Annotated in this window: 11 protein-coding genes; 5 read left to right on the forward strand and 6 right to left on the reverse strand. The window is 66.3% G+C overall.

What is annotated here, in order from left to right; all coding sequences use genetic code 11:
* Positions 1-259: 259 nt before the first annotated feature.
* Complete coding sequence (locus QHF85_RS00785; protein ID WP_281325057.1) at positions 260-616, reverse strand: hypothetical protein; 357 nt, start codon at positions 614-616, stop codon at positions 260-262.
* A gap of 22 nt (positions 617-638) precedes the next feature.
* On the opposite strand from QHF85_RS00785, the gene QHF85_RS00790 reads away from it, so the two are divergent.
* Complete coding sequence (locus tag QHF85_RS00790) at positions 639-2,336, forward strand: VCBS repeat-containing protein (protein WP_281325058.1); 1,698 nt, start codon at positions 639-641, stop codon at positions 2,334-2,336.
* An 84-nt stretch (positions 2,337-2,420) separates the two neighbouring features.
* Here the strand turns inward: QHF85_RS00790 and QHF85_RS00795 are convergent, their stop codons facing one another.
* Both QHF85_RS00795 and QHF85_RS00800 read right to left on the reverse strand, forming a co-directional pair.
* The gene (locus QHF85_RS00795) at positions 2,421-2,891 is read right to left on the reverse strand and encodes a hypothetical protein (RefSeq protein ID WP_281325059.1); all 471 of its coding nucleotides are present in this window, start codon (positions 2,889-2,891) and stop codon (positions 2,421-2,423) included.
* Positions 2,892-3,189: 298 nt separating this feature from the next.
* Complete coding sequence (locus tag QHF85_RS00800; protein WP_281325060.1) at positions 3,190-4,125, reverse strand: NAD(P)H-binding protein; 936 nt, start codon at positions 4,123-4,125, stop codon at positions 3,190-3,192.
* Between the two features lie 360 nt (positions 4,126-4,485).
* Between QHF85_RS00800 and QHF85_RS00805 the strand changes: the two genes are divergently transcribed.
* The 4 genes from QHF85_RS00805 (at position 4,486) to QHF85_RS00820 (ending at position 8,909) form a co-directional block, all read left to right on the forward strand.
* Positions 4,486-6,228, forward strand: coding sequence for a hypothetical protein (locus QHF85_RS00805; RefSeq protein ID WP_281325061.1), 1,743 nt, complete (start codon positions 4,486-4,488; stop codon positions 6,226-6,228).
* Positions 6,229-6,526: 298 nt separating this feature from the next.
* Positions 6,527-7,297 (forward strand): hypothetical protein, encoded by a 771-nt coding sequence (locus QHF85_RS00810; RefSeq protein WP_281325062.1) that lies wholly within the window; start codon positions 6,527-6,529, stop codon positions 7,295-7,297.
* Between the two features lie 440 nt (positions 7,298-7,737).
* Entirely contained in the window at positions 7,738-8,268 is a 531-nt protein-coding gene (locus tag QHF85_RS00815; RefSeq protein ID WP_281325063.1) for a hypothetical protein, read from the forward strand.
* Between the two features lie 125 nt (positions 8,269-8,393).
* Entirely contained in the window at positions 8,394-8,909 is a 516-nt protein-coding gene (locus QHF85_RS00820) for a hypothetical protein (RefSeq protein WP_281325064.1), read from the forward strand.
* Between the two features lie 49 nt (positions 8,910-8,958).
* Here QHF85_RS00820 and QHF85_RS00825 read toward each other — a convergent pair whose 3' ends face one another.
* The 3 genes from QHF85_RS00825 to QHF85_RS00835 all read right to left on the reverse strand — a co-directional run bounded on the left by QHF85_RS00825 (position 8,959) and on the right by QHF85_RS00835 (position 12,103).
* The gene (locus QHF85_RS00825) at positions 8,959-11,019 is read right to left on the reverse strand and encodes an FG-GAP-like repeat-containing protein (protein ID WP_281325065.1); all 2,061 of its coding nucleotides are present in this window, start codon (positions 11,017-11,019) and stop codon (positions 8,959-8,961) included.
* A 31-nt stretch (positions 11,020-11,050) separates the two neighbouring features.
* Positions 11,051-11,719: an acetoacetate decarboxylase family protein gene (locus QHF85_RS00830; RefSeq protein WP_281325066.1), complete on the reverse strand. Its 669-nt coding sequence runs from the start codon at positions 11,717-11,719 to the stop codon at positions 11,051-11,053.
* A gap of 126 nt (positions 11,720-11,845) precedes the next feature.
* Complete coding sequence (locus QHF85_RS00835) at positions 11,846-12,103, reverse strand: hypothetical protein (RefSeq protein WP_281325067.1); 258 nt, start codon at positions 12,101-12,103, stop codon at positions 11,846-11,848.
* Positions 12,104-12,197 lie beyond the last annotated feature (94 nt).

Raw genomic sequence — 12,197 nt, forward strand, 5'->3', positions numbered from 1 at the left:
TCTGCTCGGATGAGTGCGCGGTGGGAACGACGCAGTGCTCCGACGCAGGCGTTCAAACCTGCGTGACGCAGCCCAATGGATGCACCGATTGGAGTACCGCCGCGCCCTGTGGCCCCATGATGGCCTGCTCGAATGGCACTTGCGTCTGCGTGGACACGTGCGACCTCGGCGCGACGCAATGCTCGGGCACAGCGGTGCAGACGTGCGTCCAGCAGCCCACTGGCTGCATGGATTGGGACGCTCCCGCGTCCTGTGGTCCCTACATGGAGTGCTCGGGCGGCGCCTGCGTGCTCCTCTGCTCGGACGAGTGCGCGCTGGGAGCGACGCAGTGCTCCGGCGAAGGCGTGCAAACCTGCGAGATGCAACAGACCGGCTGCACCGATTGGAGCCCCGCCCAGTCCTGCGGCCCCATGATGACGTGCTCGAATGGCGCTTGCGTCTGCGTGGACCTCTGCCAGCTCGGGTCGACACAGTGCGCGGCCGAGGGGCTGCAGACGTGCGTGTCAGGCCCGACCGGGTGCCCCGATTGGGGCGCTGCGACCCCCTGCGGCCCGACGAAGGTCTGCGATCCGGTCGACGCGGCGTGTGTCCTCGAGCCGCTCGCTCCCCGATTCATCGCGCCCCTCGCCGGTTCGCTCGTGAGCGGCGGCGTCGTCTTCCAGTGGGAGACGGATCCGACCTCTTCGGAGAGCCTCGTCCAGGTCTGCTCCGACAAACTTTGCGCCAATGTCGTCGAGACCCTCATCGGCCAGACGGGCGCCGTCCTCTCCGCGCCTCTCCCGCGAGGTGCGTATTTCGTGCGCGGCCGTGGCCGCCGAATGCACCCCGATCAGACCTTCCTCGAAGGCACGAAATGGAGCACCACGCGCTCGATCTTCGTGACGGGGCGTCCGGTGACGTCCCCCGCCCTGCTCGGGATGAGGCCGGACATCGACGCGGACGGGATCCCGGAGCGGGTGATCGGAAACACCTTCCCACCCACCTCCGCCGGCGCGACCATCACCGTACTTTGGGGAAACGGCACCTCGACGATTCTCTCCGGCGGCTGGTCCAACAACGGGATCACGGAGGCGGCGTTCGCATCCACAATGCAAAACGGAGGAGACATCGACGGCGACGGGCGACCGGAGATCGTCACCATCAAGCAGCTCAGAGTAAGCCAACCCTCAGGTGCCTGGGTGGAAGCCAATCCGATTCAGGTACTTCGTTATGGAATGAACGACCAAGGCACACTCGTCCAGCTCCAGAGCCATGACATCCCGGCGCCATTCCACTCGCTCGTACCGGCCGGGGACATCAACGGAGATGGTTATGCGGACGTGCTCGCCGTCCGACAACTCAACCCTGTGCCCACCGAGACCGGCGTTGAGGTCTTCATTCTTTTTGGCGGCAAGCAAGGCTTCGAGAATCCCAGCTCGTTCCTGGTCGAGATCCCGCTCGCGTTGCGCACCTTGTCGACGCAGGTCACCGTGCGCGGCGTCGGCGACGTGGACGGGGACGGGTTCGCCGATGTCGCCATTGGCATCAACATGCTGCCGGACCTCTGCCAGAACCCGCCGGACGGACCAATTCCAGGCAACCGCGGTTATGTGGACATCCTGCGCGGCGCGCAAGCGAATCCCTTGGAGCAAGTGCTGGTGCGGCTCGACGGGATCGGATCTGTCACGCCCATGGGCGACATCAACGGCGATGGGTTCGCCGATCTGGGCGCTGTGATCAAGGCGCGGCTCTACAGGAAATCCATCGCCGGCAACTGCGCGAGCTACTCGCAGCATTACCTGCCCGGATCGTTGAACATTTATTATGGCTCAGCGGCGGCTCCGCTCGACAGCTCGTCGTGGACGCTCCCGACCTACACCGCCGCGACCTGCACGAACAACTGGAATTACACTTCGACTTTCCATATCGCGGGAGACCTCGCCGGGGGCGGCGATCTGGACGGCGATACCTTTGGAGACTTCGTCCTCGCGACGCCAACCCTCTTCGACGTGAGCGGCGCCTCCTGCCTGGCATTTCCCGGGCGAGTACACGTATTCTACGGGGCGGAGAGCGGCATTGTCTCGCCTCCCGCGCAGATCATCGACGGGCCCGACGGCAACGATCGGCGGTTCGGTCGAAGCGCGGCGATCATGGGACACGTCACCGGTAGCAGCGACGACGACATTCTCATCGGAGCGGCCTACTGGCGCAATGCCACCAACACGGCAGCCACGCCTGCGCGGGTGCGGCTCTACACGGGTCCGTCCGGCGGGCTCGCCCCGGCAGCGGTGTACACCTCCGGAGCGCCGCTGCTGTCGAACGATTCGTTCGGCGTGAGGCTCCTCGGCGGGTTATGAGCGGCGCCGCGTCCCTCGGGGCGGCTTTGCCAGGACGACCCATCGGCCGAGGCTCCGCCGGGAGCCTCGGCCGACGGGGCGCGTTCAGTTCGTCGTCTTGCAGATCGATGTGGTGAAGCGCCCGTTGATCGTGTTTTCCTCCGCTTCGGCGAGCAGACCGATCGTGACTTTGTCCGCCGAGACGGACTCGACGTTCAAGATACCCTCCGAGGCAATCACGTTTTGCCCGGGCGCGGTGACGAAGGTGATCGTCTGGCTGCCGTTGAGGTCGGTGAGCTCGAGCTTGAGAGGATATTCACCGGCCGTCTTCGGCGCGCTGAACAGGATCTGCGTGTCGGACGAGGCGAACTTGTCGCAAGCCATGACCTCGACAGGAAACAGGCTGACCGAGAACCGATCGCCGTCGTCCGTCACGACCGCCGACTTCATTGCCCAACTCGCCCCGGCGACCGTTCCTTCCGGCGCGTGGTCTTCGATGTCATCAACGCTGAATCCTCCCCCGCACGCGGCGAGCAGGGTGGTTCCCAAAGCAAGGATTCCAAGACGGATCTTCATGTTCACGAGGTATGACCTTTCTCAGCTTGTTGAGCTGCGACGGGCGCTTTAGCACCGGGTATGCCAGCTCGATTCGCCGCCATTTCTAGCTCTTGAACGCCAAAAGCCGTGAATGCGTGTAACCGTTTGTTGACGGTATCTGTGGACCACACCCTGGCACCGTCGGATTCGTGCTCTCGGTGAATATCGACGACGGCCCTACCTTTTGCCCGGGCACATCAAACGACGCGTACGACCGGGAGCGGTTCCAGGGTCTTTGAGGCACGGCGACCTCGAAGGTAGGCAGAAGCCCGGGACATCACCGCGTCCGCTCGTGATCACCGGCCGTTTCCTGATCGCGGTGAAAACGCGGCTGCCATGCAGATCCGCGAGCGAAACCTCCTGCATGGCGTTCGAGAAAAGCCTTCAGCTCTTCGGGGCGCCTCCCGGCGATCTGTTCGAACCCGGCGCTCGTCACGGCGAACCGGCCTTGCGACACGGACGCGAACAGGCTGGCGAAGGCGTGCGGCCACGGGTCTTCCATTGTGGCCCAGCAGCGCGCCAGGTAGTCCGTTGCGGAAACCGGCCGGTAAGCAATGGACCGGCCGAAGGCCATGCTGGCCAGCTCGGCGATCTCATCAAACGTGTATGCCTTGGCTCCTCCGAGCTCGAGGACCTGACCTTCATGGGCTCCCGATTCGAGCGCCAGCGCCGCCGCGGTGGCCACGTCGTCGCGCGAGATCGGCGCAATGTGCGCTCGTCCCGCCGGCACATCGACGATCCCCGTATCGCAGGCTTGCTCCAGCCATTGCGAGAACAGGAAGTCGGAGTACATGCCGCAGCGAACAATGGTCCATGGCTTGCCGCAGGCGCGCAATCGTTGCTCGGCGTCCCGGTAGACCGGCGCGAAGTAAAACGGCGAATGCTCTTCGACGTCGACGATGCTGGCGAAGACCACCCGCTCGATGGCTGACGCGGCGATTGCGTCGATGACGTTGGCGTGTTGCTTCATCACGTCGCGCGCATCGCCGTCGCTCGCGACGAACAGCAAGGCCGACACCCCTGCGAAAGCTTCGTCGAGGCTCGCCCGATCGGTGTAGTCGGCGCGGCCAAGCTGCACACCGAAAGGCACACGCGCGGCCGCGCGCGCCGGGTCCCGCGCAAGTCCTGCCACGGCGCCCGCGCCGAGCCGGCTCGCGAGGAGCGCAACCGCGGCGCTGCCCACGTTGCCCGAAGCGCCAGTCACCAACAACACGTGAGCCTCTCTTCGGGGTAGCGCAGGCATTCAGGAGCGGTCATGGCATTCCGTATTGGGCACGGTTGGATCTTATCCTCTCTCGTCGCCCACGTCGAGCACGAGTCTGTTTGCGGACAAGCTCGTCCCCTGACAATGCCTCGAGCGCGAGACCAAGTTGAAGAGCCGCGGGTTCTGTCGCCGGGCCGTCCCTACCGTCCGCGAACGCTCTTTCGTTACCGGAGCGTCTCTCCCGTTGACGCGATGGCCGGAGAACGGCTAGACGTCGCGGAGGGGAGTCGCGGAGTTTTTCAGGTGCGCCCACCGGACGGCGGGGCGCCGAGAGATAAGGCGTGTTCGGGTATGGATCGACGATCGAGAATGACGGGACGGGGTTTTGCGCAGCTTGGCGCGGTTGTGGGGGCGGCCGTGCTGATCGGCTGCGGCGGGGCCGGGGGCACGGGCGGGGGCGTGGCGCGGCCGATCGCCGAGTTCCCGAGCCAGGCCGACCTCTTGGCGCTCGGGGGAAAACCTTCCGTGAAGCCGGCCCTCCCGAAGACGGCGGGGGCGTCCGATGCGTGGAATATCGAGATGGCGCCGGTCGCCGACGCCGCGGAGACGGCCTGGGAGCCCTCGGGGCGCTGGGAGACCCTGTTCGCCGAGGTCGCGCGGAGCGCGGCGAAGAAGCCCCGCCTGAACCTCGCCATGGCTTGCCTCGCCCACGAGCTCGGGCGTTTTTATCTTCAGCACGGCGCGACCCCGGACCAGAGCCTGCGCCGGTTTCTCGTGGGCGGATGCGGCAACCTCGTCCCGGATGTCTTCGAGGCGCATTTCGATCTGAAGGTCCCGGCCAACGTGAAGGAGGATGAAATCTTCACGAAGACCGGGGATGGCCTGCGCGCGGCGCTGGAGAAGAACCTCGCGCAGGGGATGGACCTCGCAGGGTTCTGGTTCGGCCGTCGGGACGACAAGGTCGTCGCGTACATGGTCGGCGCCCGTGAAAAAGCCCAGATCAAGCCTTTCTCGCTTTCGCCGAACGCGCAGGGCGAGGTGGTGATCGAGGGGCGCCTTCATGAGCAGGCGCAGTTCATGGAGGCGTATGTCAATTATGGCAGCGCCGCCGTCGCGCCGTGTCAGGTCGACCTGGCGGTGCCGCGGCCGCAGTTTCGTTTCATTTGCCGGCCCGCGCCGGGCGACGACACCACGTGGGTTCAGATGTTGTATGCGCCGCCGAAGCGCGTGCTCTCGACAGTGTTTGCCCAGGCGCTCCTGCGGCGCGCGCCCGATGCCCCGCCGAGCTACGTGGCGGTGCGTTATGCGGACCCGACGCCGGTGGCGAGCCCCGAGGAGTTCACGAAGGCGATCGTCCAGCACCTCAACCGCGTGCGCAAGACCGCGGGACTCTCGCTGGTCTCGCTCGCCGCGCGCGAGTCCGACACGGCGGCGAAGCTCGCGCCTCATTACTTCTCGGCGGCCCTCGAGGGCAATCCGCAGGCGGACCTCATCGCGCTCGGGCTCTTGGCGGGCTGGGAGGTCGGCGGGACGATCCGGAATGCGACGTTGATGTCGGAGATATCGCCCACGCTCGATGCCGGCCGATGGCTCACCTCGGCGCTGGAGATGCCCATCGGGCGGAATACGCTGTTTTCGCGGGACATCGAGCAGGTCGCGTTCGGGCCGCTCCTGATGAAGGAGGAGGGCGTGATCGGCGCGGTGGTGACGGGGTATCGATTCCACCATGGGAACAACCACACCGAGGACGTGAAGAACCTCTTGACCCGCGTCGTACAGTCCCGCGCGAGGATGGGGCTCCCCGCGCCGCTCCGGCTCGGCTCGGTCGCGCAGGTGATGGACGAGGAGCTCGCGAAGGTGCACACGGACGTGGCGACGCCGGAGGAGGCCCTCAATGCAGTGCTGAGCCGCGCCGTGGACCTGTTCAGCATGGGAATGCGTGGATTCGTGATCGAGGCGTCCTCGCTCGAGGAGCTGGAGATCCCGGAGGAGGTCCTCCGCCAGCCGACGCTCCACCTCGACATCGGCGTGACCCACCACAAACCGAAAGGTGCCGCGTGGGCGCAATACACGATTCTGGTCGTGCACGCGGTGATGCCGGACAAAACCTGAAGCGTCTCCGGGGCGGCGTTCGGCGCGCCTCGACAGCGTTCTCGTCGGCCGTCGCGTCCTCGTGCGGCGGCGACGTTCGATCGAGCCTTGGCGCTACATGACTGTCACGCGGGCGTACCACCTCGCTGTCACGCCCGCGTGACAAGTGTTTCGGAGCCGTTACGCTCGGACGAGGGGCGGCTCGCCTCGAGCCGATGCAATTCGCCCCGGGCAAACGTGGCATGCGGCGTGCAGATGTTGGGGGGCTCGTGAACGCCAACCCATTCGAGGCGCGCATCGTCGCCGAAGTGGAGTCTCCATGAAACGCAACCTTCTTCCCGCATCGCTGCTCCCCCTCTTCGCGGTCCTCGGGCTCGCGTGCTCCGGAGAGGACCCCAAGCCCCCCGAGCCCCCGGCCCCTCCCGATTACCTCTTCGACGTCGAGGAGCAGCCCTTCGGCAAGACGTACGAGCAATGGGCCGAGACGTGGTTTGAATGGGCGCTCGCGATCCCCAAGGCCGAAAATCCAATTCTGGACGGGCCTTGCGAGGGGCACCAGATGGGCGACGTGTTCTTCCTCGTGGGCAATACGGGCGGCCAGACCACGCGCGCTTGCACCGTTCCCTCGGGAAAAGCCATCTTCTTCCCGATCGTCAACTCCGTGGCGCGGACGTGCCCGGAGTACACCGAAAACCCCGACCTGACGTGCGAAGATTTGACGTCCGAGACGAGGGCCCACGACAACGCGTCGTCGTTCTTCGACGATTACGAGGTGACGACGACGCTCGAAATCGATGGGCATGCCATCACGGACCTCGACGACCGACGCGCCCACACGGCCACCTTCGACGACCCCACGCCGAGCCAGGCCGAGGACCTTTTCGGGTCCATTTGCAGCGGCCCCATCCGGGAAAATCCCTGCAGCGTGCCGGTGGGCACGACGCGGATTGCCGCCGCCGACGGCTATTGGGTCATGCTGAAGCCCCTCCCCGCTGGAGATCACGAGGTCCGGTTCACCGGGAAGATCGTTTTCTCGCCGGATGAGACCTTCGATCTGGACGTCACGTACAACCTCACCGTCGCGCCTTGAACATCCCGCGCCTGTTCGTCTTGACGACGAAGGGGCAACGCGGCCTCGGCTGCACGTTCACGGGAGCTCCCGCGAGCGCTCGCGGCCCCGAAACGTTCAAGCAGAACTTGCTTGTACGCCGGGACCCCTGCTAGGCGTCGAGCAGGAGGTCGCGGCTCATGGGGCTCTGGTATCGCAAACGATCGCGTATGGAGAGGGCTCCAGGGATCGCACGGCAGATGCGGCTGGCTCGTTGTTGGATCCTTTGCCTCGTCGTGGGGGGATGCACGCGTGGCCAGCCGGATGGGGCGGCGAATGCCCCTCCGAGCGCCATCGCTCCAGCGCCGAGCGCCATCGCTCCAGCGCCGAGCGCCATCGCTCCAGCGCCGAGCGCCACCTCGTCCGCAGCACCGGATACGAAGACTTCGGACGTCCCGGAGGCGCCTCCGTCGGCGCCGCCCATGGGGCCGCCTTCGTGCCCGAGCACGATCCGCGTCGAGAAAGGGGATTCCTTCGAGTCCATCACCAATCGCTGCTATGGGAGCCGCACGTATCAAGACTTTCTCGTGGCGCACAACCACCACGAGCGGAAGGGGCTTCGCGCCGGCGAGACATTGAAGATTCCGCCTTTCGAGACCCTGGCCCGCGAGCGCGTCGCGGCGAAATGGGCGGGCGAAATGGGCGCGGTCGCCTCCGCGTACGCTCACTTTCTCCGCGCGGAGCCCGAGATCGAGACGCAGCTTCGTGGCCAGAAGCCGGGGATGGGGCAGTATCGGCCGAGCGCCGCGGCGAAGCTCGAGCTCGACGCCGCCGCCAGCGCGCTCCGCCCTGTCGTGGAGCACCTTCGCGCAGCCGGCGTTCGAACGAAGAAGTTCGCCCAGGCCGTGGAGGCGTTCGAGCAACTTGCCAGCGGCAAGGGCAGCTTCTCCACCGACTACGCGACCGAGGAGATCCACCAATGCTTCTCCTACGGCATTTCGGCGCTCGAGTAGGCCTTCCGCACCCGATCCGCCGATTTGCGCGGGCACGCCGATCACCAGCTCGCATGCGCGCCCTCCCCCTCTTCCAGGGCGACCCAACTAGGCCATCTGTCCCGAATTCGTGGTATATGCCGTGCATGGGAAGCAACACCACGGCGGTCGCCGTCGACATCCATCGGGTGAAGGCGGCATGGGGCTCGAACGACGCGAGCCTCCGCGCGCGCGTCCTCTCGGCGCGATACAGCAAGTATCTCGCGACGATCGACGATCCGGGCGCGGGCGCGCTCGACGAAGTCCTCGCCGGCGCCATTGGCGATCGCTGTCCGTCGCGGTACGGCTACGCCGTGGTGGCGCTGATGCACACGCTCGGGACTGTGCTCCCGGGCGAGGTACGCAGCATGCAGGCGATCTTTGGCATGGACGAGGTCGATAGCCCGGACCTCAACTATCCCGACCAAACCTGGCCCGTTCCCATCCCGAACACCCCGGAGTACCCGCTGGTGACCATCGTCTACCGGGAACGGCTCGCGGCGCTCGCCGCCAAGATCGCCGCCGCACACGGCGACGAGGGCTCCGAGTTCATCGAGGCGCTCACGGGCTGGGTGGCGAAGACCATCGAGCTCGGCGTGGATCTCGTCATCTTCGATTACTGAACCCCGGATCGATCCGCCCCCTGCCCGCCGACCGTGTCGCTGCGCAGGTTCATGGGCAGATCGCCGGGAGCGTGATCTCGTTATTGTTCTCCACGCATTCGCTTGCGATTGCGTTGCCGGCGCCATCTTCATCGACCGAGAGCACGAGGCTCACGTATCCCGCGGCCACGCTCGCGTCGAGGGTCGATTCCAGGGGCTTCGAGGACCAACCTGGCGCAAGCGGCTCGTCGAGCTTGCCGGACGCGAGCAAGGTCTTTGTCCCGTCTTGCGCCACGCCTCGAATGGCCCAGGAGAGCCCCACCGGCGCGGCGCCGGCCCCTCGGTTTTCCACGCGGAAGACGAGCCGGCCCGACGCCGGGCAACTCTCGCTGCAGCTCGCGAAGACGACGGGGACGAGATCCGGCGCGACGAGCGCACCGAGCGCGCTGAAGCCGCCCTCGCGGAACGAATTGCGCCCGAGCCAGTGAGGCATCTCTTTCGCAGGGATACGAAGGTCGTCGTCCACGTTCGTGATGTGGTAGGCGTGCTGGTTCCAGACCGGCCGGCCCGTGGCCCAATCGTTGCCGGCGCCCGATAGCACGGTGATGCCCGTCCACGGCCCCGTGAAATACCCATTGTTGGACGCGAGGACGATGTCCGCGTGGCCGTCGGCGTCGACGTCCGCCATGACGGGATACTCGTGATACGTCGCGCTCACGTGCTCGGACATCTGCGCGACGGCGTTGCCCGTGGATCCATCGAAGATCCACAGGGTCTGCTCGTCCGCGTAGACCACCTCCGCCTTGCCATCTCCATTGAAATCGAAGACGGACGATCCCGTGACGAACGAGGTGTTGTCCTGGATGGGAGCCGTCCACAGGACTCCGTCCGCCTCCTCCGGATCCAGCACCGCGTACACCGCGCTCGCCGCGACGCCGATCTCGGGCTTCCCATCTCCATCGAAATCGGCGACGGTCGGCGGGCCGCCGTAGGCGCCGAGCACCCCGGAGCGGCTCCATATCGTGGTTCCGTCGGCCGGATGCAGGATGTACACCGCGCCGGCATGAACGACGACGATCTCGGGCTTCCCTGGATCCGCGCCCGGGATGTCGAAATCGGCCACGGCGGCATGTCCGCCCGGCCCGGTCCACAGCGTCGCCCCGTCCAGCCGGCTCGCGCCCGCGCCACTCACGATTTCCATGGATCCGTCCTGATCCAGATCGACGAAGAACGACGTGGGGCTGTGGAAGTCGAGAGACCCGAAATACCAGTCGTGCGAGAGGACCGTCTTCACCACCACTTGCCCGTCACTGGCGCAGACGGTGTTCCCCGCGAGGATCTCGGCGTTCCCCGTACCATCGGCGTCGGCGATGGCGGGATACCCATAGGCACCGACGCCAGCGGGGCAGCTCCAGAGCGGCATTCCTTGGTTGTCGAACGCGAGCAAATTGCCCGCATTGTCGATCGTGTACACCTCGGGCAAACCATTTCGATCCGCGTCACCGAGGGCCACACCCGCGGCGCCCCGCGGGCCGGGCGCGCTCCAGAGCTCCGCGCCGTCCTTGCCCGAGATCGCGCGGAGGTACCCATTGCCGAACCACCCCGTGGAGCCGCTGTAGGTGGTGAACACGATGTCGGGGATGTCCTTCGTGTCGACCTGACCATCTCCGTTGTCGTCGTTCAGATTGCCGACGACCGGCGTCACGATGACCTGATCGTACGCGGGGGCGACGTCGAAGGTGCCCTTGCGCCATTTCACGACGGGCGCGAGCTCGCCTGGCGGAGCCGTGAACTGGCAAGCCGCGTCCGACATGACGCTCTCTGCGGGCGGAGGGTCGCTGCAGAAATCGACCATCGCGCCGCCAGCACCACCCATGCCGCCCATTCCGCCGGCACCGCCCATGCCGCCGGCACCGCCCATTCCCCCGGTCCCGCCCATTCCGCCGGCACCGCCCATGCCGCCGGTCCCGCCCATTCCGCCGGCACCGCCCATTCCGCCGGCCGCGCTTCCCGTCGTATGGGTCGTGTCGTCGGTGCCGCCGCATGCGACCACCGCAGCGAACGCGAACAAGGCCATATACCTCGCCGCGACGAACGACGCTCCGACCCTTCGTGCAACATGAATGCTCATCACCCGTATCCTCCTCCGCGTCTGGCTGCGCCTACACCGGCTCCACGCGCGCCACCGGAAAACGCAGCGTGAACTCCGAGAGTCGCGCCGCGAAAAGGACCTTGCCCTGCGATACGTCCGGAAAACGCGCGGGATCGACGCGGGCCTCGACGAGGCGGGCGAGCTCCACCTTGCAGGAAGCCTCGGGCGCATAATAAAAAGCTCGGTCTTCGTCGATTTGCACGAGCGTGCGGAGCGCCTCGGGCATGAGCACACTGGAGGCGGGCAGGCGCAGGCCCCGAGGCGCGAACACGAGGTCGGCGAAGACGTGGTCGCCGTCACGGAGTCGCACGCGATCCTGGCCGGCTTCACGGGTCACCTCGAAATCGGCGCGGTCCTTGGGGATTCCCCAGTTCTGCCGGCCGTTCACCACGCTGTCCCAGGAGCTGACGTAGATCTTCGTGATGGACCAGAAGAGCCCTCCGCCGACCTGGAAGCGGCAGGGGATGAAGAGGAGCTCGCGATAGGGGCCGACGTCCGACGACGCATAATCGACGAACATCAAGGCGCCCGTGCGGCCCTGGGCCCGCCCCCGGAGCGGCTCCGGCACGAAGCTGCCCTCTTCGATCAGCCGCGGAGGGAGCCGGAGCATGACCACATAAGCGTCTCCGCCGAGTGTCCAAGGAGCGGGAACGCGAGGCACATCGGGCGCCGGAGGCATGACCCGAGAAGCGCAGAAAGGATGCCCGTTGTCAAGCTCGGCGGTCCGCTCGAGATCGCCTGGGCGTGGATCAGCGACCTCGAGCGCCCACGGGGCCCGACGACGCTGCGTCGCAGAATCGGTCGCTCAGAAGTCGATGCAAACGCCGCCGGAGCAGCGCCGGATCAACTGCCAGGTGCCGTACTGGCACTCGTAGGTGCTGGTTTCCGTCGAGCTGCCTTGCTTCCTGCTGGTGACGTACGTCGCGCCCTCGTTGGCCGCGGTGCAGGGCGGCAGCGTCTCCGCCTGCTCCTCGAGGGTGGAATCATCGACGTCGAGGTCCACGCCTTCCTCGGCAATACAACCAGCAAGTGCCAGCGCGGCAATCGCGATCAGTCGTTTCATGGGTGCTCCTTCATCCCTGTACGGGACGGGTGAATGAATTCGAGCGCTTTCGCTCGGTCTGCCCTGCTCGCTCTATCAGAGCTCGACCGGCTCG

Source organism: Polyangium sp. 6x1, assembly GCF_029946515.1.
In the GTDB taxonomy this organism is placed as follows: Bacteria; Myxococcota_A; Polyangia; order Polyangiales; family Polyangiaceae; genus Polyangium.

Excerpts from the sequence above, each read along its gene's own strand:
- QHF85_RS00825 (WP_281325065.1), bottom strand. The coding sequence starts at position 11,019 with ATGAGCATTCATGTTGCACGAAGGGTCGGAGCGTCGTTCGTCGCGGCG.
- QHF85_RS00830 (WP_281325066.1), bottom strand. The coding sequence starts at position 11,719 with ATGCCTCCGGCGCCCGATGTGCCTCGCGTTCCCGCTCCTTGGACACTC.
- QHF85_RS00810 (WP_281325062.1), top strand. The coding sequence starts at position 6,527 with ATGAAACGCAACCTTCTTCCCGCATCGCTGCTCCCCCTCTTCGCGGTC.
- QHF85_RS00805 (WP_281325061.1), top strand. The coding sequence starts at position 4,486 with ATGACGGGACGGGGTTTTGCGCAGCTTGGCGCGGTTGTGGGGGCGGCC.
- QHF85_RS00815 (WP_281325063.1), top strand. The coding sequence starts at position 7,738 with ATGGGGCCGCCTTCGTGCCCGAGCACGATCCGCGTCGAGAAAGGGGAT.
- QHF85_RS00820 (WP_281325064.1), top strand. The coding sequence starts at position 8,394 with ATGGGAAGCAACACCACGGCGGTCGCCGTCGACATCCATCGGGTGAAG.
- QHF85_RS00835 (WP_281325067.1), bottom strand. The coding sequence starts at position 12,103 with ATGAAACGACTGATCGCGATTGCCGCGCTGGCACTTGCTGGTTGTATT.
- QHF85_RS00795 (WP_281325059.1), bottom strand. The coding sequence starts at position 2,891 with ATGAAGATCCGTCTTGGAATCCTTGCTTTGGGAACCACCCTGCTCGCC.
- QHF85_RS00785 (WP_281325057.1), bottom strand. The coding sequence starts at position 616 with ATGAATCGGGGAGCGAGCGGCTCGAGGACACACGCCGCGTCGACCGGA.